Source organism: Streptomyces sp. NPDC060028, from assembly GCF_042736725.1.
Taxonomy (GTDB): Bacteria; Actinomycetota; Actinomycetes; order Streptomycetales; family Streptomycetaceae; genus Streptomyces.
The window spans coordinates 133,240-153,539 of record NZ_JBHWVJ010000006.1; the positions used below are offsets into that span (position 1 = coordinate 133,240).

Annotated in this window: 16 protein-coding genes; 7 read left to right on the forward strand and 9 right to left on the reverse strand. The window is 72.3% G+C overall.

All coding sequences use genetic code 11. The annotated features are described in order from the left end of the window. Positions 1 to 141 precede the first annotated feature (141 nt). Both ACFWBF_RS05480 and ACFWBF_RS05485 read left to right on the forward strand, forming a co-directional pair. A complete protein-coding gene (locus ACFWBF_RS05480; protein ID WP_385595725.1) occupies positions 142 to 2,133 on the forward strand; it encodes a discoidin domain-containing protein in 1,992 nt (663 codons plus the stop codon). A gap of 81 nt (positions 2,134 to 2,214) precedes the next feature. Beyond that, the gene (locus ACFWBF_RS05485; RefSeq protein ID WP_385595576.1) at positions 2,215 to 2,814 is read left to right on the forward strand and encodes a TetR/AcrR family transcriptional regulator; all 600 of its coding nucleotides are present in this window, start codon (positions 2,215 to 2,217) and stop codon (positions 2,812 to 2,814) included. 42 nt (positions 2,815 to 2,856) lie between these two features. Here ACFWBF_RS05485 and ACFWBF_RS05490 read toward each other — a convergent pair whose 3' ends face one another. Continuing rightward, a complete protein-coding gene (locus ACFWBF_RS05490; protein ID WP_385595579.1) occupies positions 2,857 to 3,816 on the reverse strand; it encodes a LysR family transcriptional regulator in 960 nt (319 codons plus the stop codon). 169 nt (positions 3,817 to 3,985) lie between these two features. Between ACFWBF_RS05490 and ACFWBF_RS05495 the strand changes: the two genes are divergently transcribed. Together ACFWBF_RS05495 and ACFWBF_RS05500 are read left to right on the forward strand one after the other, a co-directional pair. After that, the gene (locus ACFWBF_RS05495; protein WP_385595581.1) at positions 3,986 to 7,471 is read left to right on the forward strand and encodes a M28 family peptidase; all 3,486 of its coding nucleotides are present in this window, start codon (positions 3,986 to 3,988) and stop codon (positions 7,469 to 7,471) included. Between the two features lie 102 nt (positions 7,472 to 7,573). Further along, positions 7,574 to 8,686 carry a PP2C family protein-serine/threonine phosphatase gene (locus ACFWBF_RS05500; RefSeq protein WP_385595584.1) on the forward strand — a complete coding sequence of 371 codons (1,113 nt, stop codon included), beginning with the start codon at positions 7,574 to 7,576 and terminating at the stop codon, positions 8,684 to 8,686. Between the two features lie 146 nt (positions 8,687 to 8,832). On the opposite strand, the gene ACFWBF_RS05505 is transcribed toward ACFWBF_RS05500, so the two are convergent. The 7 genes from ACFWBF_RS05505 to ACFWBF_RS05535 form a co-directional block, all read right to left on the reverse strand. Continuing rightward, a complete protein-coding gene (locus tag ACFWBF_RS05505; protein ID WP_385595587.1) occupies positions 8,833 to 10,401 on the reverse strand; it encodes a hypothetical protein in 1,569 nt (522 codons plus the stop codon). Positions 10,402 to 10,546: 145 nt separating this feature from the next. Continuing rightward, the gene (locus ACFWBF_RS05510; RefSeq protein ID WP_385229513.1) at positions 10,547 to 10,741 is read right to left on the reverse strand and encodes a hypothetical protein; all 195 of its coding nucleotides are present in this window, start codon (positions 10,739 to 10,741) and stop codon (positions 10,547 to 10,549) included. A 101-nt stretch (positions 10,742 to 10,842) separates the two neighbouring features. Then, positions 10,843 to 11,502 (reverse strand): ABC transporter ATP-binding protein, encoded by a 660-nt coding sequence (locus ACFWBF_RS05515; protein WP_385595590.1) that lies wholly within the window; start codon positions 11,500 to 11,502, stop codon positions 10,843 to 10,845. Then, positions 11,495 to 12,391 (reverse strand): ABC transporter ATP-binding protein, encoded by an 897-nt coding sequence (locus ACFWBF_RS05520; protein WP_385595728.1) that lies wholly within the window; start codon positions 12,389 to 12,391, stop codon positions 11,495 to 11,497. Before ACFWBF_RS05520 ends, ACFWBF_RS05515 begins: the two co-directional genes overlap by 8 nt. A 122-nt stretch (positions 12,392 to 12,513) precedes the next feature. Next, complete coding sequence (locus ACFWBF_RS05525) at positions 12,514 to 13,380, reverse strand: ABC transporter permease (protein ID WP_385595594.1); 867 nt, start codon at positions 13,378 to 13,380, stop codon at positions 12,514 to 12,516. Then, positions 13,373 to 14,338, reverse strand: a complete 966-nt coding sequence (locus ACFWBF_RS05530) for an ABC transporter permease (protein WP_385595599.1) — start codon at positions 14,336 to 14,338, stop codon at positions 13,373 to 13,375. Before ACFWBF_RS05530 ends, ACFWBF_RS05525 begins: the two co-directional genes overlap by 8 nt. 46 nt (positions 14,339 to 14,384) lie before the next feature. Further along, positions 14,385 to 15,983, reverse strand: a complete 1,599-nt coding sequence (locus ACFWBF_RS05535) for an ABC transporter substrate-binding protein (protein WP_385595602.1) — start codon at positions 15,981 to 15,983, stop codon at positions 14,385 to 14,387. Positions 15,984 to 16,151: 168 nt separating this feature from the next. Between ACFWBF_RS05535 and ACFWBF_RS05540 the strand changes: the two genes are divergently transcribed. Then, entirely contained in the window at positions 16,152 to 17,159 is a 1,008-nt protein-coding gene (locus tag ACFWBF_RS05540) for a fibronectin type III domain-containing protein (protein ID WP_385595605.1), read from the forward strand. Between the two features lie 159 nt (positions 17,160 to 17,318). Continuing rightward, positions 17,319 to 19,340: an ATP-binding protein gene (locus tag ACFWBF_RS05545; protein WP_385595607.1), complete on the forward strand. Its 2,022-nt coding sequence runs from the start codon at positions 17,319 to 17,321 to the stop codon at positions 19,338 to 19,340. Between the two features lie 146 nt (positions 19,341 to 19,486). Here ACFWBF_RS05545 and ACFWBF_RS05550 read toward each other — a convergent pair whose 3' ends face one another. Further along, entirely contained in the window at positions 19,487 to 19,672 is a 186-nt protein-coding gene (locus ACFWBF_RS05550) for a DUF5999 family protein (RefSeq protein ID WP_385595610.1), read from the reverse strand. Positions 19,673 to 19,827: 155 nt separating this feature from the next. On the opposite strand from ACFWBF_RS05550, the gene ACFWBF_RS05555 reads away from it, so the two are divergent. Then, entirely contained in the window at positions 19,828 to 20,268 is a 441-nt protein-coding gene (locus ACFWBF_RS05555; protein WP_385595613.1) for an SRPBCC family protein, read from the forward strand. The last annotated feature ends 32 nt before the right edge of the window (positions 20,269 to 20,300 follow it).

The window sequence follows — 20,300 nt, forward strand, 5'->3', positions numbered from 1 at the left end:
CTGCTCGCGGCAGTCGGGATCCTCAACGCGATATTTGCGTTGGACATGACAATTCAAGCCGGAGGGGTGGACTTGACCAGACACTCGTACACCAGGCGAAAGCCGATCGCGGTTCTGTCCTTGCTTCTCACCGTGCTGGCCATGGCGCTGGGCCCGATGCCCAGCGCCGCCTCGGCCGAAACCGACTGGTGGACCCCGTCCGCCCGGCCCTCCCCGGACGCGGCCGTCAACGTCACGGGTGAGCCCTTCAAGGGGACCGACGCGAACGGCCGGGTCAGGGGCTTCGTCGACGCGCACGACCACCTGATGGCCAACGAGGGCTTCGGCGGCCGGCTCATCTGCGGCAAGCCGTTCTCCGAGGCCGGGGTCGCCGACGCGCTCAAGGACTGTCCCGAGCACTACCCGGACGGCTCGCTCGCCATCTTCGACTTCGTCACCAAGGGCGGCGACGGCAAGCACGACCCGAACGGGTGGCCGACCTTCAAGGACTGGCCCGCCCACGACTCGCTCACCCACCAGCAGAACTACTACGCCTGGGTCGAGCGGGCCTGGCGCGGCGGTCAGCGCGTACTCGTCAACGACCTCGTCACCAACGGCGTGATCTGCTCGGTCTACTTCTTCAAGGACCGCAGCTGCGACGAGATGACCTCCATCCGCCTGGAGGCGCAGAAGACGTACGAGATGCAGGCGTACATCGACAAGATGTACGGCGGCCCGGGCAAGGGCTGGTTCAGGATCGTCACCGACTCGGCGCAGGCGCGCCAAGTGGTCGAGCAGGGCAAGCTGGCCGTGGTGCTGGGGGTCGAGACCTCCGAGCCGTTCGGCTGCAAGCAGATCCTGGACGTCTCGCAGTGCAGCAGGGAGGACATCGACCGGGGCCTGGACGAGCTGCACGCGCTCGGCGTGCGCAGCATGTTCCTGTGCCACAAGTTCGACAACGCCCTGTGCGGCGTCCGGTTCGACGAGGGCGCCCTGGGCACCGCGATCAACGTGGGCCAGTTCCTGTCCACCGGCACCTTCTGGCAGACGGAGACGTGCAAGGGGCCGCAGCACGACCACCCCATCGGCCTCGCGGCCGCCCCCGGGGCGCAGAAGGAGCTGCCGCCGGGTGTGGCGGTCCCCTCGTACGCCGCCGACGCGCAGTGCAACACCCGCGGTCTCACCGATCTCGGCGAGTACGCGGTGCGCGGCATGATGAAACGCAAGATGATGCTCGAAGTCGACCACATGAGCGTCAAGGCCGCGGGCCGGGCCTTCGACATCCTGGAGACCGAGTCCTACCCGGGCGTCCTGTCCTCGCACAGCTGGATGGACAGCGACTGGACCGAGCGCCTCTACCGCCTCGGCGGGTTCGCCGCCCAGTACATGAGCGGCGCCGAGGGCTTCAGCGCCGAGGCCAAGCGCACGGACGCACTGCGCGAGAAGTACGACGTCGGGTACGGCTACGGCACCGACATGAACGGCGTCGGCGGCTGGCCGGCCCCTCGGGGCGCCGACGCCCCGAACCCGGTGCGCTACCCGTTCCGCAGCGCCGACGGCGGCTCCGTCATCGACAAGCAGACCGCGGGCCAGCGCACCTGGGACTTCAACACCGACGGCGGGGCGCAGTACGGCATGGTCCCGGACTGGCTGGAGGACATCCGGCAGGTCGGCGGCCAGGGCGTCGTGGACGACCTCTTCCGCGGGGCCGAGTCCTACCTGCGCACCTGGGGGGCGTCCGAGAAGCACAAGGCCGGGGTGAACCTGGCCGCGGGCGCGGCCGCCTCGGCCGCCTCGGCGGAGTGGAACCCGTTCACCAGCTACGCCCCCGGCCGGGCCGTCGACGGCGACACGGGCACCCGGTGGGCGAGCGACTGGAGCGACGACCAGTGGCTCCAGGTCGACCTCGGATCCGCGAGCCTCGTCAAGCGGGTCACCCTGAACTGGGAACGCGCGTACGGGAAGGCGTACCGTATCGAGGTCTCCACGGACGGGACGAACTGGCAGACCGCGTGGTCCACGACGACGGGGGACGGCGGCCTGGACACGGCGCAGTTCAACGGGGTCTCGGCCCGCTACGTGCGCATCCACGGGGTGCAGCGCGGCACGCAGTGGGGGTACTCCCTCCACGAAGTCGGCATTTACAGCAGCTGACGGCGCCGGCGGGTGTTCGGGTGGGCCGGTCGGCCCGCCGGGACACCCGCTTCGGCGTCGGGCGATACCGGAGGGAACTTCATGGCGCGGATGCCGTTGGCCGAGCGGCGCAGACAGCTGACGGAGGCCGCGATCCGCGCGATGACCCGCGACGGGGTGGCCCGGACGACCACCCGGTCGATCGCCGCCGAGGCGGGCGTGTCGCTGAGCGTCTTCCACTACTGCTTCGACTCCAAGCAGGCCCTGCTGGAGTCCGTCATCGAGTCGATCACCGGGCACTACGTCACGGTGGTGACGGAGGCGATCCGGCCGAGGGAAACCCTCCGGGAGACCATCCGGGCCGGCTTCCAGGCCTACTGGGACGATGTGGCGGCCAGCCCCGGCGAGCACATGCTCACCTACGAACTCACCCAGTACGCCCTGCGCGAGCCGGGCTTCGATCACCTGGCGCGGCGGCAGTACGAGATGTACTGCGAGACCTACGGCGAGCTCATCGGGCGGCTCGGCAAGGCCATGCAGTTCGAACTCGCGGTCCCCGTCCCGGTCCTGGCCCGCTATCTGGCGGCGATGACGGACGGGATGACCCTGAACCTCCTCGTCCTGGGCAACGACGAGGCCGCCGCGGAGATCCTCGACCTGATCACCGACCACGTGGCCGGCCTCGTCCACGACCCCGCGTAGCCGCGAACAGGGGCGCCGCCACGGCCGGTCCGGTCAGCCCGGTCAGTCCAGAGTCGGGTGGGCCTCCGGGTGGGCGTTCCACCAGGCGCGGTGGAAGGCGTTGTTGTCCACATTGGCCAGGTACGCGGAGACCGCCGCGCGGTACAGGAGCCCCGCCTGGTGGACGGAGACCGCCGACCGGCTCCACGCGAGCCGGATGCGGCCGGTGACCGGGTTGCCGATCAGGGGGCGCATCACCGTCCCCGGCACCGCGGGGGCGGTGGGCTGGCTCAGGGAGATCGCCCGCCCCGCGGCGATCAGGTCGTGCTGCATCTTGCGGTCGGTGATCCGGTAGCGCAGCGAGGGGACGAAACCGGCCTTCGCGCAGGCCTCGACCAGGGCCTCGGGGCCGCCGTCGTCGTCCTCCACCAGCGTCATCCACTGCTCCTCGGCCAGGTCGGCCAGGTCCAGGGCCCCCCGCGCCGCCAGCCGGTGCCCGGCCGACATGCGGATGCAGAACGGCTCCTTGGAGACCAGCGTCCGGGCCAGGACTCCCCCGGGCAGCGGGACCTCGTGCTCGTTCACCTCGCCGTACACGATGACGTCGTACTGGCCCGCGCCGAGCATCCGTACCAGCGCCGTCACCGAGTCCTCCAGGTCCACGATGATCTCCCGGCCGGACAGCGACAGGTCCGTGCGGGCGAGCAGGCCGTCGATCAGCACCAGCAGGATGCAGCCGAGCCGCAGCGGGGCGTCGGCCGCCATGGCGCGCGCCTGCGCGCCGAGGGCGTCCATCTCGCCGAGCACCCGGCGCGCCTTGGCCAGGACGAACTGACCCAGCGCGGTGGGCTCCACCCCGCGGCGGCCGCGGACGAAGAGCTCGCCGCCCGTGACCCGCTCGATCCTGCGCAGCTGGGCCGAGAGCGCGGGCTGGGAGATTCCGAGCCGTCGCGCCGCGCCCCCCAGGCTGCCGGCTTCCGCTATCTGGCAGACGGCTTGCAGATGCCTCAACTCCAGCTGCATTCCGGCAGCTTACGCAGCGTGACGCGACCGCACCATAACTCGCGTCTTATGCGTGCAGGGATGTCCCAATCTCGTCATGTCCACGCCCATACTCGGCGACGCGTACACGCCAGACCCCCCACAACACGATCGGAGTGGACTCTTGCAGCCCACCAGATGGACGGCGTCCGTGGCAGCCCTCGCGCTGACCGCGAGCCTCGCCGGAGCCCTGGCCGGTACCGCGTCGGCCGCGCAACGGACCGAACCGGTACCGCCCAGGCAGGCCAAGTCCGCCGAGCGCGCGGTCGCCGCCGCCGACGCGGCCGTCAAGAGCGGCCTCGACACCCTGGTCAACTTCCCTCGGCAGCAGTACGAGCGGCGCCTGGTCACCCCCTGGGTGCAGGACCTGTACTCCGTCGCCTACGAGCGCAGCTACCGCGGCCTGCCGGTCGTCGGCGGCGACGCGGTCGTCCTCGCCGACGGCGAGGGCCGCGTCCGCGCCCTCCAGTCGGCCTCCTCGACCGTGATCGACGTGGCGACCACCCCGTCCGTCGACGCGAAGGCCGCGGAGTCCGCCTCGCGGAGCGAGCTGGCCGAGGTCGACAAGGTGGAGAGCAGCCGCCTGGTCGTCAAGCTCAAGGACGACCGGCAGGTCCTGGCCTGGGAGACCGTCCTCTCGGGCCGTACCCGGACGGCGCCCAGCAAGCTGCACGTCTTCGTGGACGCCCGCACCGGCAAGGTCGTCGACCGCTACGACGACGTCGTGGCCGGCAGCGGCAACAGCAAGTGGAACGGCCCGAACCCGCTGACGATCGACACCACGGCGTCCGGCGGCACGTACTCCTTGCGCGACCCGAACAGGCCCGGTCTGACCTGCGCCGACTACAGTTCCGGCACGGTCTTCTCGAAGTCCTCCGACTCCTGGGGCACCGGCAACGCCACCTCCAAGGAGACCGGCTGCACGGACCTGATGTTCGCGGCGCAGAAGCAGTGGGACATGCTGGGCCAGTGGCTCGGCCGCAACGGCGTCAACGGCAACGGCCGCAGCTTCCCGGGCAAGGTCGGCCTCGGTGACCTGAACGCGTACTGGGACGGCAGCTCGGTCACCATCGGGCACAACCAGGCCAACGAGTGGATCGCGGGCGTGGACGTGGTGGCCCACGAGTACGGGCACGCGATCGACTCCAACACCCCCGGCGGCACCAGCGGCCAGGAGTCAGGGCTCGGCGAGGCCACCGGTGACATCTTCGGTGCGCTGACCGAGGCCTTCGCCAACGAGCCTTCCCCGTACGACACCCCGGACTACACCGTCGGCGAGATGATCAACCTCGTGGGCACCGGGCCCATCCGGAACATGTACAACCCGCCAGCCGTCAACAACGACCCTGCCTGCTACAGCTCCGCGATACCGGGCACCGAGGTGCACGCGGCCGCGGGCCCGCTGAACCACTGGTTCTACCTGCTGGCCGAGGGCACCAACCCGGGCGGCGGCAAGCCGAACAGCAGCACCTGCAACCAGTCCACGCTGACCGGCGCGGGCGTGCAGAACGCGGGCAAGATCTTCTACGGCGGCATGCTGCTGAAGACCTCCGGCATGTCCTACAAGAAGTACCGCACGGCGACGCTGAGTTCCGCCAAGTCGCTGGACACCACCTGCGACCTGTTCAACAAGACCAAGGGCGCCTGGGACGCCATCAGCGTCCCCGCCCAGTCCGCCGACCCGACCTGCACCCCGAGCGGCCAGAACAACGACTTCTCGCTCGCGCTGAACCCGTCCTCGGGCACCGTCCAGCAGGGCGCCTCGGTCACCACCACCGTGGCCACGGCGGTCTCCACGGGCACGGCCCAGCAGGTGACCCTCACCGCGTCCGGCCTGCCGGCGGGGGTGAGCGCCTCCTTCAACCCGGCCACCGTGCAGTCCGGCCAGTCCTCCACGCTGACCCTGACCGCCTCTTCCAACGCGGCTCCCGGCACCTCGGCCGTCGTCGTCAAGGGCCAGGGCACCACCCTCTCGCACACCGTCGACTACGCGCTGACCGTCGGCGGCACCACACCCGACCCCGGCGCGCCGAACATCGACGTGGCCGCCGTACAGGGGCACTTGACCCAGCTGAACTCGATCGCCTCCCAGAACGGCGGCAACCGCCGTGCGGGCAGCGGCGGTTACACCCAGTCCGTGGCGTACATCAAGGGCAAGCTGCAGGCCGCCGGCTACACGGTCACCGAGCAGAACTGCACCTCGTGCACCTACCCGTCGAACAACCTGATCGCGGACTGGCCCGGCGGCCCCGCCGACCAGACGGTCATGTTCGGCGCGCACCTCGACAGCGTCTCGGCCGGCCCGGGCATCAACGACAACGGCTCGGGATCCGCGACCCTGCTGGAGAACGCGCTGGTCCTCGCCCAGAAGAACCCCACGATGACCAAGCACGTGCGCTTCGCGTGGTGGACCGACGAGGAGCAGGGCCTCAACGGCTCGAAGTTCTACGTGGGCCAGCTCAGCAGCACCCAGAAGTCGGCCATCAAGGCCTACTACAACTTCGACATGGTCGGCTCGACCAACGGCGGCTACTTCATCAACAACGTCAACTCCACCGCCGCGGCCCCCCTCAAGGCGTACTGGACCTCGCTGAACCTCGCCCCCGAGGAGAACACCGAGGGCCAGGGCCGCAGTGACGACTACTCCTTCCAGCAGGGCGGCATCCCCACCTCCGGCTACGCGGCCGGTGCCAGCGCCCGCAAGACCTCGGCGCAGGCCGCGAAGTGGGGCGGCACCGCGAACGCGGCGTACGACTCCTGCTACCACAGCTCCTGTGACACCACGGGCAACATCAGCGCGACGGTCCTGGACCGCAGCGCCGACGGCGTCGCCTACGCCATCTGGAAGCAGGCCGTGGGCGGTGGCACCCCGGCGCAGGACTTCTCCCTCGCCACCTCCCCCTCGGCCGGCTCCGCCGACCCGGGCGGCAGCGTCACCTCCACCGTCAACACCACCACCGTGAGCGGCAGCCCCCAGACCCTGGCCCTGTCCGTCTCGGGCGCTCCGGCCGGCGTCACCGCGACCCTCAGCCCGGCCTCCGTGCAGTCCGGCAGCTCCGCCACGCTCTCCGTGCAGGTCGGCGCGGGCGCGGCGCAGGGCACGTACACCCTGACCGTCACGGGCTCGGGCACCGTCAGCCACACCACCACGTACACCCTGACCGTGGGAGGCGGCACGGGCACCTGCACCCCGGCCCAGGTCGTCGCCAACGGCGGCTTCGAGAACGGCTCCAGTCCCTGGAGCGCCACCTCCGGCGTCATCACCAACCAGTCCGGCGAGGTCGCGCACAGCGGCTCGTACATGGCGTGGCTGAACGGCTGGGGCTCCCCGCGCACCGACCGCGCGACGCAGTCCCTGACCCTGCCGGCCGGCTGCGCCTCGGGCCGGCTCTCCTTCTACCTGCACATCGACACCGATGAGACCGAGGACGTCGTCTACGACACCTTCACGGTCTCGGTGGGCGGCCAGACCTTGGAGACCCTGTCCAACGTGGACGCGGGCTCCGGCTACACGCTCAAGAGCTACGACGTCTCCCGGTTCGCCGGCCAGAGCGTCACCCTGCAGTTCCAGGGCCTGGAGGACCAGTCCCTCCAGACCTCCTTCGTCGTGGACGACGTCACCCTCCAGGTGAGCTGACCTCCCGTTGCCCGGTCCGGCACCCCGCCGGACCGGGCTCCGTCGCGTCCGGCCCGGCCCGGCCGGTGCGCGGGAAGCACGGCCCCGGTGTATGCAGGAGGCATGGACCATCGGCTGTCGCCCGCACCCACTCGCCGGTACGGGGAACCGCGCGTGGCGCTTCTGGCGGTTCCCTTCGCCCTGATCGCGCTGGTCACGGTGGTCGACGTGCTGGCACCGCCCGATGTCCACCTGGGGCCGTTCCTGGTCGCCGCCCCGGCCCTGACCGCGTCCTTCGCCGGGCCCCGGATGACGGGGTTCGTCGGGGCGGTGGCGGTGCTGGCGCAGGTGATGGTCGCCGTCGCACGGACCACCCTCACGGACCTGAACCACACCTTCCAGATCATCGCGCTGATCCTGATCTCGGCCTTCGTCACCTTCTTCGCACACCTGCGCGAGGCGCACGAGGAGCAGCTCACCCAGCTGCGCTCCGTGGCCGTCGCCGCGCAGCAGGTGGTGCTGCGGCCGCTGCGCGAGCGCATGGGCCCGCTGCGGGTGGCCTGTGTGTACCTGGCCGCCGAGGCCGAGGCGCAGATCGGCGGCGACCTGTACGCCGCGGCGCGGACCGCGCACGGCACCCGGCTGCTCATCGGGGACGTCCGGGGCAAGGGCCTGGCGGCGATCGGGGACGCCGCCATCGTGCTCGGCGCCTTCCGGGCCGCCTCGCACCAGGAGACCGACCTGCCCGAGCTCGTCGCCTATCTGGAGGCCGCCGTCGCCGCCGATGCGGACGAGGCCGAGGATCCGGGCCGGCCGGGCGAGGGCTTCACCACCGCGGCCGTGCTCGACATCCCCGACGGGGAGATGACCCTGCAGGTCCTCAGCTGCGGGCATCCGCCGCCCCTGCTGCTGCGCGGCGGCCGCGCCGTACCGCTCCAGGTGGACCATCCCGCGCCCCCGCTGGGTCTGACGCAGTACGTCGACACCGGCTTCGCCGCCCAGTCGTTCCCGTTCGAACCGGGCGACGTCGTCCTCCTCTACACGGACGGAGTCATCGAGGCCCGCGACGCGGCCGGGAACTTCTACCCGCTGCCGGACCGGGCGGCCGACTGGCCGGGCGACGGCCCGGACGCGCTGCTGCGCCACCTGTGCGCGGACCTGCTGGCCCACTCACCGGGCGGCCACCTGGGCGACGACGCCGCCCTGGTGGCCATCGAACGCCTGGCCGGCCCCTAACCTCGACCGGGAGAAGCCGTTGGCCGCCCCGGACGGCCATCCGGGCGGCACGATCCCGGTCACCCCGGACGACGCGGCCGGCGAGGAGATCTCGCGCCGGCCTGCCCGACGCCGGTGGCCGCGTGGACGCGGCGCACCACGCGCTCTCAGCCGCCGTCGCGGACCGCGACGATGCCGTTGAACACGCCGACGTAGGCGGTGCCGTCAGGGCCGAGGGTGATCGGCGCCCAGTTGTTGTCGTACAGCGGGCCGGTGCCGGTCAGCTGCCGCCAGCGGCGCTCACCGGTGCGGAAGTCCACCGCGGTGAGGTACCAGGCGTCGATGCCCCAGGAGTTGGGCTCCTTCTCGTAGAAGTAGAGCAGCCCGTTCCCGGTGGAGAGCTTGGGGACCACGGAGGGCGAGCGGATGGCGCTCTCCCAGACCGTGTCGCAGCCGCTGCCGTCGGCGCGGACGTCGATGCGGCTGACGCCGCCGACGACCGACTTGCCCAGCAGCAGCGAGGTGAGGTTCTCGTAGCCGTAGTTGTTCTCGACGACGATGCTGTTGCCCCAGGTGATCAGGGAGTTGTCGGTGGTCGACGCGCCGGCGCCGAAGACCGGCACCTTGCAGACCAGCCGCTGGTCCGCCGGGACGTTCACGCCCCGCTTGTAGACCAGTACGTTCATCCGGTCGTCGGAGTTGTCGGTGATGGCGACGTATCCGTTGCCGAACAGGTCCGGGGTGGTGCCCGAGCCCTGGTTCACGGAGCCGGGCTTGGTGCCGGTGCCCCGGTCGTACGTCTGGCGCCACTGGACCTCGGGGGTGCCGTCGGCGGTGACGCGGAAGCTGTAGAGGGCGTGGTCCGTGACGATGGAGACCCCGTCCTCGGCGACCGAGAAGGAGTTCTGGATCTCCTCGCCGGCGAGCCGGACCGAGCGGATCTGCGAGGTCGCCGGGTCCACGGTGCCGACGCGGCCCTGACGTGTGACCCACCAGATGCGGCCGTTCCAGTCGGGCATCACCGAGGTGACGGGATCGCAGGTGCCGCTGGGCCGCAGGTTGGTCCAGGTGACGCAGTCGTGCGGGACCTGGCCGGTGAGGTCCCAGTCGTCGGCGACCGTGAACTTCCAGCTGCCGTCCGGGTCCTGTCCGTGCGCGAGGCGCAGGATGTGCTGGCGGGAGTCGGCCAGCACGGCGCGGTCCTGGTCGTCCAGGTAGAAGTAGGCGCCGCCCGAGGTGTCCTTGAAGATCTTCGCGAAGTCGAGCGAGGTGATCGCCTCGACCGTCGAGGAGCGCTGCGGGAGCTGGTGTTCCGCGAGCGTGGCGAGCGTACGGGGTTCGAGGAGTTTGACCTTGAATCCGGAGAAGGTTCCGCACACCGTGACCAGGCGGCCGCCCGCGTCGAAGGTGGCGGTGGCGCATTCGCCGCCGAGGGCGGCGATCTTCTCGCTGGTCACCCGCGGGTTCTTGCCGAGCGGCCCGGACCAGGGCGAGGTCGCGCTGCCGGCCGCGTCGGAGTGCATGCCGCTACGGCCGTTCGGCGCGAGGAAGGGGTGCTGCGGCGGCGCCTCGCCCGGGAGCGGGACGGCAGCGGCGGGGCTGCCGTCGTAGTGGCTGACCAGGCGGTGGCCGGGGGCCTGGGGTATCTCTTCGGCCTGCGCCGGGGAGATGGCGTACATCGCCGTGAACACGGCGAGAACCGGGACCACGGCGCAGTTCAGCGCTCTTCGGAACATCCGGACTTCCTCCATTCTCTTCAGTTTTATTGACACCGCGTCTGACATCGCGCCGCCGCCAGACGCTAGATCGCACTGCCTGAGGAGTCCATGGAAGAGCCGGATGATTCACGAAGGCGCAACAGTCGATCACGCCCGGACCGTTTTAGGGCCTGAGGCCCGAGACCACGTTCGCGGTGGCCGAGAGGCCGTCGTGGATGGTCGCGGCCATGCTGCTGCTCGCGAGGTAGAAGCCGAGCAGGACGCAGACGATCGCGTGCGAGAGCTTGAGACCGCCGCCGCGCAGGAAGATCCACGCGAGGACGAGGAGCAGGACGACCACGGAGAGGGAGATCACCATGGGGAACACCTCCTTTCGCGGCGCCATGGTGGCGCAGGAGGAGGCTCCGCCGGGCGAAACCCGCGTCCGCCAAACGGGTGTTGACCGTCCGTGACCGGCCTTCAGTGCTTGACGATCTCGTCCCAGCGGGTCGTACGGTCGCACCAGCGGGCGAGCAGGACGGGGTCGTGGCCCACCGCGAGGAGTCCGGCCCCGGTCTCCGCCCGGTACTCCTCGACCACCCCGACCAGGGCCGCCGTGGTGGAGGCGTCGAGCATTGCGGTCATCTCGTCGCAGACCAGCCAGCGCGGGCGCAGCACCAACGCCCGTGCCAGGCAGGCCCTCTGCAGCTGACCGTCGCTGACCTCGTGGGGACGCCGGGCGAGCAGGTCCGCGCCGAGGCCGACGCGTGCGGCCAACTCGTCGACGGCCGAACCGATCTCGTTACGCCGTCCGGTCGCGCGGAGGGGCTCGGCGACGAGGTCGCGCAGCCTGAGGCGAGGGTCCGCGGACAGCCGGGGCTGCTGGAAGACGACTCCGACGCCGATGCGCAGGGAGCGCGGGGCCCGGTGCCGAAAGCCCGTCACGGCGCGGCCGTCGAAGGCGACCGTCCCCCGGTCGGGACGGTGCAGCAGGGCGGCGACGCGGGCGAGGGTGGACTTCCCGCAGCCGCTCGGCCCGAGCAGCCCGACGGACTCGCCGGGGCGCAGGCTCAGGTGCGCGTCCCGCACCACGGGGGCGCGGCGGTCGTACCCGGCGGTGATGCCGGTGAGCTCAAGCATGGTGGCAGGCCACCCCTTCGGTGAGCGGGGGCCGCTGCGCCCGGCAGTGCGCGTCGGCGCGCGGGCAGCGCGCGGCGAAGGCGCAGCCGGGCGGCAGCGAGCCGAGTTCGGGCGGGGCACCGGGGATGGGGGTGAAGGCGCGCTCCGGGAGGGCTTCCAGGAGTCCCCGGGCGTAGGGATGGCGCGGGCCCGGTTCCCCGAAGAAGGCGTCGGCGGGGGCGAGTTCGACGATCCGTCCGGCGTACATGACGGCCACGGTGTCGGCGATGCGCCGGGCCGCCTCAAGGTCGTGCGTGATCATCAGCAGTGCCCGGCCCGCGTCGCGGGTGTGCGCGCGCAGCTCGTCCACGGTGCGGTGGACGAGGTCCCGGTCGAGGCCGGTGGTCGGCTCGTCGGCGAGGAGCAGGGGCGCGTCGCCGATCAGGGCCAGGGCGGTGGCGGCGCGCTGGGCGAGGCCGCCGGAGAGCTCGTGGGGGTACCGGTCGAGGTGGGTGGCGGGGAAGGCGGCGCGCTCGGCCGCGGCCCCGGCCGCCGCGCGCAGTCGCCCCCCGGCCGTGCCGGTCAGCGCGCGGACCGTTTCCTCCAGGTGGGAGCGGACGGTGCGGACGGGGGTCAGGTGCGCGGCGGGGCTCTGCGGGACGAGGCCGACCCGGCGGCCGCGGACGGTGCGGGCGAGCGTCCGCTCGTCGGCGGCGAGGAGGTCGAGCCGGCCGTCCGGGCCCAGCCAGGCCGACCCGGCGGTTTCGGCGTTGCCGGGCAGCAGTCCGAGCAGGGCGGAGGCGAGCACGGACTTGCCGCAGCCGCTCTCCCCCACGAGCGCGAGGCACTCGCCGGGGCCCAGGTCGAAGGTGGCGTCGGTGACGGCCTCGACGTGGCGGCCGCCGCTCATGCGGAAGCGGACCGACAGCCGGTCGAGCGCGAGCACGGGCGGCCCGGCGGAAGCGGCCGCGGAGGCGGCCGGCAACGAGAACGGAGACGAGGACGGGGACGGAGACGGAGACGGGGACGGGTTCACAGGGTCAGCTCCGAGCGGCGGCGGGGGTCGCGGCGCTCGCGCCAGGCGCCCGCGAGTCCGGCGATCGCCAGGGTCGGCACGATCAGGAAGAGGCCGGGGAACAGCGTCGGCCACCAGTCGCCGGCGAGCAGGGACCCGCGGGCGCCCTGGACGAGGTTGCCCAGGCTCGCCTGGTGGGCCGGGAGCCCGAGGCCGAGGAAGGACAGCGCCGACTCGTGCCACATGGCGTGCGGGACCATCAGGACGGCCGCCAGGCCCGCCTGCGGCAGGATGCCCGGCACGAGGTGGCGGACGGTGATCCGCCACCGCGAGGCGCCGCCCGAGACGGCCGCGTCCACGAAGGGCCGCGACCGCAGCGACAGCACTTCGGCGCGCACGATCCGGGCGGTGGACAGCCAGTGCGTCAGGGCCACGGAGACGACCACCGGCCACACCCCCGGGCGGAACATCGCGACGAGGAAGATGCCCAGCAGCAGGTGCGGGATGGAGGACAGCGTGTCCACCACCCGCATCACCAGGCGGTCCGTCCAGCCGCCCAGTGCTCCGGCGGCCGCGCCCACCGCCGTGCCGATGACGGTGGCGACGAGCGCCGCGACCAGGCCGACCAGCAGCGAGATCCGCAGCCCGTACACGCACCGCAGGAGCAGGTCGCGGCCCACGTCGTCGGTGCCGAAGGGGTGGGACCAGGACGGCGCCTGGAGTCGGGCCGACAGGTCCACCGCCTGCTGGTCCACGGGCACCAGCGCCGGCACCAGCAGGACGGCGAGCACCATCAGCGCGACCAGCCCCACCGAGGTCCGCACCCGCACGGCGCGCGTCGAGCGCCGGTCGCGGCCGCGCGGTCGCCAGATCACCTCAGCCATCGAAGCCCACCCTCGGGTCGGCGAGGCCGTACAGCAGGTCGGACAGCAGGTTCCCGGCCAGCACCGCCGCCGTCGCCAGTACGGTCAGGGCGGCGAGCAGCGGGAAGTCCACGGAGGTGGCGGCCTGCACGGTGGCCGCCGCGATGCCCGGCCAGCTGAACACGGTCTCCACCAGCAGCGCGCCGGTGATCAGCTCCGGCACCCGGGATCCGATCAGGGTCAGCATCGGGAGCATTCCGGAGCGCAGGCCGTGCGCGAGCAGGATCCGCCGCTCCGCCACGCCGCGCGCGCGGGCCCCGCGTACGGGGTCCTCCTGCAGCGCGTCGGCCACGCCTTGGCGGACGTACAGGAAGAACCACGGGAGTTGGGAGACGCCGAGGACCAGGGAGGGCAGGATCAGGTGGCGCACGACCTGGTCCGCCGTCACCACGTCGCTGCCCGCGTCGGTGAGGCCGCCCGAGGGAAGCACGCCGAGCCGCACCGAGAAGAACCAGATGGCGAGCAGGCCCAGCCAGAAGGCCGGGGCCGCTTCCAGGGTGTATGCGAGCGAGGAGGCGCCCCGGTCCAGCCAGCCGCCCTGGCGGCGGGCGGCGAGCACGCCGAGCCCGGTCCCGAGCAGGACGGCCACGGCGAACGCGCTCAGCGCGAGGAGCGCCGACCAGCCCACGCGCTCGCCGATGACGTCGGCCACGGGCTGGCGCATGACGGAGGAGGTGCCGAGGTCGCCCGTGAGCGCCGAGGTGAGCCATTCCCACCAGCGGGCCGCCATCGGCTGGTCGGCGCCGAGGTTGGCGCGCAGCTGGTCGAGTTCGGCCTGCGAGGCGGTGAGGCCCGCGGTGCCGGCGTAGGCCTTCACGGGGTCGAAGGGGGACAGCGCGGCGACGACGAAGACGCCGAAGGTGACGGCGAGCAGGACGGGGGCGGCGAACAGGGTCCGCCGCCCCGCCATGCGCGCCATCGGCCCCCAGGGGAGGCGGACGGAGCGGGAGGTCACTGGTCCGGGCTCACTTCTGCTTCGGCTTCCAGCTCTCGACGTTCCACCAGGGGCCGGAGCCGAGGCCGTGGTCGTGCGGCTCGACCTGGGTGGTCAGCGACTGCCACTTGTCGGTTACGACGTAGAGGTGGTCGATGTGGGTGAGGAAGACGTAGCCAGGGTTCTTCACGAGCTCGCGCTGGACGGTGTCGTACGCGGCCTTGCGCACGGCCGGGTCGCCGCTCTTGCGGGCGTCCGCGAGCGCCTGGTCGACCACCGGATTGTCGTACCGGGCCATGTTGTTGAAGCCGTCGCCCGCGAGCGAGGAGGTCAGCAGGAGGTACTGGTCGAAGTCGGGGTCGGCCGGGGAGCCGCCGCCCGCGAGGACCGCGTCGGTCTTCATCCGGGGCTCGATGACCTCCCAGGTGCCGGCCTCGGTCTTGACCTCGATGCCGGCCTTCTTGGCGTCGGAGGCGAAGGCGAGGGCGTGGTCCTGGCGGATCTTGTCGCCGGAGGTGTACCAGAGCGGGAAGGAGGCACGGACGCCGTCCTTGGCGCGGATGCCGTCGGCGCCCGGCGCCCAGCCGGCGTCATCGAGGATCCGCTTCGCCCCGGCGAGGTCGTACGGACGCTCCGTGCCGGCGGTGAACCAGGGACTGCCGGTCGGGACGGGGCCGTGGGCGGGCTTGCCACCGCCGTCCAGGAGCTTGTCGACCATGGCGGCCCGGTCCACGGCGATGTCCAGGGCCTGGCGGACCGCCACGTCACCGGTGACCTTGTTGTGCGTCGGCAGGGTCACGTTGCGGTAGTCGAAGGACTTGGCCCCGTACACCGTGCGGGCCGTGTCCCGGGCGAAGCCCTCGGCCAGGTTGGGCGGCAGGATCGCGGCGTCCAGTTCGCCGGAGCGCAGCCGGGTGGCGCGTACGTCGTCGTCCTTGACGACGGCCATGGTGAACCGTTTCACCGCAGGCTCGCCACCCCAGTACGAGGGGTTGGCCCTGAAGCTCAGCTTCTCGCCCTTGGACCAGCCCGTGAGCAGGTACGGACCGGTACCGACGGGCTTGGTGGTGAAGTCGCCGCTGTTGACGTCCTGGGCGCCCGCGATGTGCTCGGGGGCGATGGGCAGGACGGTCCGCTCGGCGAAGGGCGCGTAGGGGTACTTCAGCTTGAAGACGACGGCGTCGTCACCCTGGGCCTCGACGCCGTCGATGGCGTCGAGCTCGGTCTTGGAGGCGTTGTTCGTCTTCGCGTCGAGGATCGTCTCGTAGGTGAAGACGACGTCCTTGGCTCCGAAGGGCGCGCCGTCGCTGAACCTCACGCCGTGGCGGAGCTTGTAGGTGTAGGTGAGCCCGTCCGCGGAGACCTCCGGCAGGGCCTCGGCCAGCGCGGGCTTCAGCTTCAAGTCGGCGTCGTGGGTGAGCAGCCCGTCGAAGATCTTGGAGTTGCCGTCCTTGCCGTAGCCCAGCAGCGGGCTGAGGGTCTCGGGCTCGTTCGCGATGCCGACCACGGCGGAGTCCGCTCCCGCGGACCCCGCCGTGCTCCCCGAGGGGGCCGAGCAGGCCGCCGCGCCGGTGATGAGTGCGGCGGCCAGCGTCGCGCCGGCCACTCCCCGTACTGTCCGGGCCGTCATGCTGTGCACATCCCTGCTCTTAAGTGTCTGATGCTATTGCAAAGAGCTTGCAATAGTGCCAGACGCGATCAGAAGGAGGCGAACCAGGGCAGGGGTCTTGCCCGGCCGCCCCGGGCCGTGCCATATATGTCTAGACCTTTACGAGGAAGCGGAGGAAGGGGCGCCCCCGTGCCACACACCGCCCCGGGCCGCGCGGCCCGGCCGACCACGTCCGCCACCGCATCGGCCGCCGCGACGACCCTGGCGAGCACGGTGGCCGTCGCGGTGCTGGCGGCCCTCGCGGCCTGCACCGCACCCGACACGACCGCGCCGGCCGCCCCCGCCGGCCTCACCGCGCAGGCCGGCAGCGCCACTTCGGTGCACGTCATGTGGCAGTCGCCCGCCCCCGCGCAGGGGGTGACCAACTTCCTGGTCTTCCAGGGCGACCACCTGGTCCGCGAAGTCCCCGCCGACAAAACGATGGTGGACGTCACCGACCTCACCCCGCAGACCGGCTACTCCTTCACCGTCCGGGCCCGCGACGCCGCCGGGAACACCTCCGCGCCCAGCGCCGCCGCCCCGGCCACCACCCCGGTCGCCAAGGCCGAGGACCACCGGGCCCCCACGGCCCCGCCGACCGCCACCGGCCGGGCGCTGGGGCCCACCTCCGCCCGGCTGACCTGGGCCGCGGCCACCGACGACTCGGGCGTCACCTCGTACGACATCTACCAGGGCGGCATCCGGATCCACACCGCGGGCCCGACGCAGACCGAGACCACCCTGAACGGCCTCCAGCCGGACACGGTCTACACCTTCACCGTCCGGGCCCGCGACGGCGCCGACAACTCCTCCCCCGACGGCCCGCCGGTGGACGTGACCACCCCGGCGGGCGCCGGCCAGCGGCCGAACACCGCCCCCGCCGAGTTCACCGCGACCGCCTCGCCCGGCGCGGTCACCCTCGCCTGGACCGCACCCGACACCGGCCGGGAGACCAGTGAGTACCAGCTCTTCGTCAACGGAGCGCCCACCACGGTCATCCAGTTCGGTACCGGCGCGGTGCCCGCCGGCCGGGCGGAGCACCGGCTCACGGTCACCGAGCCCGCCGGCACGGTGTGGACCGTAAAACTGCGCGCACGCCTGCCCGACGGCAATTGGGGGGCCTTCTCCGCGGAGCGGCGGATCGTGCTCACCGCCTGAGCGACGCTGGAGGGGCGGGTAGGCCGTGACAGGTATCCGGCGCGAACCGCACTCCAGCCAAGGAAGATCACGCACAATACTTCCGTGTTCGGTGATTACTCGGTCAACAACAATCAGTCGGACCCCACGGGCGGCGCCCCTCCACCAGACTCTGGCGCCGTGCCGGGAAACCTGCCGCCGGAACCGGCGAGCTTCGTGGGCCGGGAGCAGGAAATCGGCCTCCTCGACGTCCTGTTGCGCGAGCGCAGGCTCATCACCCTCACCGGGGTCGGCGGGGTCGGAAAGTCACGGCTCGCCCTGCGCGCCACCACCGGCCCCCGGCACGCGCGCCGCGACGGCGTCTGGTGGGTGGAACTCTCACCCCTGCGCGACCCCGAGCTGCTCACCGCCACCGTCGCGCACGCCGTGGGCCTCGCCGACCACTCCGCCCGCCCCCTCGACGAGGAGCTGTGCGCGTGGATGGCCGACAAGGAACTGCTCCTCGTCCTGGACACCTGCGAGCACCTGGTCGCCGCGTGCCGCCACCTGGTGGGTGAACTCCTGCAGTCCGCGCCCGGGTTGACCGTACTGGTGACCTCGCGCGAGCCGCTGGGCTGCCCCGGCGAAACGCGCGTCGAGGTCCGCCCGCTGCCCTGCGAGGGGCCCGGCAGCGACGCCCTCGCGCTCTTCCGGGCCCGCGCCCTCGCCGCGACCCCGCAGTCCGCGGCCGCCTTCGAAGACCCCGAACGGGCCACGATCGCCGCCGAGGTGTGCCGCCGCCTGGACGGCATCCCGCTCGCCCTGGAGCTGGCCGGAGCCCGGATGCGGCTGTGGACCCTGGAGCAGATGGCGCAGCGGATCGTGGCGCGCTTCGACACGCTGTCCGACACCCGGGCCACACTGCCGCCCCGGCACCAGACGATGCGCACCGCGATCGGCTGGAGCCACGAGCTGTGCGAACCGGTCGAGCGGCTGCTGTGGGCCCGACTCTCCGTCTTCACCGGGGACTTCGACGTCGCCGCGGCGCGGGCGGTGTGCTCGGGCGGCCCGCTGCCCGCGTCCCGCGTGGAGCGGGTGCTGACCGGACTGGTGACGAAGTCGGTGGTCCTGCGCACCGAAGAGCGGGGCGCCGGGGCCCGCTACCGGATGCTGGACACGATCCGCGAGTACGGCCACGACTGGCTGACGGAGCTCGACGAGGTACGGACCGTCGCCGACCGGCACGCCCACTGGTACGCGGCGCTCTGCCAGGCCGCCGACCGGGGCTGGCTGGGACCGGGCCAGGTGGACTGGTACCGCCGGATGACCGCCGAGCACGCACAGCTGCGCACCGCCCTGGAGCACCTGCTCGGCTCGGACCCCGCGGCGGCCCTGGAGACGGCCGGGGACCTGTGGTTCTTCTGGTTCTCCTGCGGGCACGTGCACGAGGGCCGCGGCTTCCTGGAACGGGCCCTGCGCACGGCCCCGCGCTCGGGCGCGGCGTACACGGGGGCGCTGTGGGCCCTGGGGCTGACGGCGCTGCTCCAGGGCGACATGGACGCGGCCCGGGAGCTGGGCGAGGAGTGCACCCGCGAGGCGGCCCGGCTGGTCGACCCCGAGCCGGAGCTGCGCGCCGCCTATCTGCACGCGGTGGCCGTGATGATGCCGGGCGACGCGCACGGGGCGCTCGCACTGGCCGGGCCCCGGGCCCGCGCGAACCACGGCGGCCGGACCAGCGGCGCGGGCTGGCTCCTGTGCCGCCTGGCCACCGGGTACGCGCTGTGCGACCTCGGCCGCTTCGAGGAGGCCGCCGAAGAGGCGCGGGGCCTTCGCGAGGCGTGTACGGAGCTGGGCGAGCGCTGGCTGCGGGCGTACGCGGACTACATCTTGGCCGTCTCCGCACTGGGGCTCGGCCACCACGGGGAGGCCGCCCGGCACGTACGGGCCATGCTGTCCGGCAAGCGGCTGCTGGGCGACCGCTTCGGCATCGCGCTCGGCCTGGACCTGCTGGCGGCGGCGGTGGCGGCGCTGGGCGACGGCGAACTGGCGGCGCGCCTGCTGGGCACGGGGCACGCCTGGTGGCGCACGGTGGGGCGACCGCAGATGGGCTCCCCGTCGCTCACGGCCCTGCGGGACGAGGGGGAGCGCCAGGCCCGGGCGGCGATCGGCGACGAGGCCTACGAGGCCGCTTTCCGGGGCGGTGCGGCGGCGTCCACCGGCTGAACACCAGCCGGGGGACACCGTAAAGACTCCTGGACTCCCGTCAGTACGGGAGGGGTCTGCCCGACGGTGTGCGCAGGTCCAGGTCTCGGGGTGCGGGCTTGGGAACGGGCTTGCGGATCAGCTGCTGGCGCATGCTGCCTCCTCGCTCAGACCAGGGCCGGGCGGCGGGGTTCCACCGTGCGGCCGTCGGGGAGCAGTTCACCGGTGTCGTCGAAGACCACGGCGCCATTGCAGAGCAGGCTCCAGCCCTGTTCGGGATGGAAGGCCACCGTGCGGGCGGCGTCGTGATCGTCGCTGTCGGCGCTCGGGCAGGGGGGCTGGTGGGAGCACATGGCGCACCTCCTCGCAGAGTGGGGCGGGAGGGCCGGTGGTCACCCGGTCGAATCCGCGATCCACGGTGGCGGTGAGTATTGCTGATCGCCACCCCTGGGCGGAACCCATATTCGCCGTCCAGTTCAGGGTGTGTATGCCCGATTACCATGCGCTCATGCCCGCTATTCGGATCATTCACCGAACGTCTCTGAGCCCGTTGCCGGCGTGGCTCAGGCTGACGGACTGGGAACGGCACGGCGCGCAGGTCCCGCTCACCCGGACGATCATCGAAACGGCCGGACCGACACGCGTCGGAACCCGCTTCACGGCGCGTACGGGTGTGTGCGGTCTCACGTTCGACGACCCGATGGAAGTGACCGTCTGGCAGCCCCCCGAGGGGGCCGCGCCGGGACTGGTGCGGCTGGTCAAGCGCGGCCGCGTGGTGACGGGCTGGGCGGAGATCGAGATCCGCCCGGCCCCGGCCGGGGGCAGCGAGGTCCACTGGCGCGAGGAGATCGGCGTGCGGGGTCTGCCCCGCGCCCTCGATCCCGTGGTCGCGGCGACCGGCCGCAGACTGTTCGGCCGGGCCGTTCGGCGCCTGCTGTCGGCGGCCTGACCCGGCCGCCGCCCGGCGCGGGAAGCCGGGCC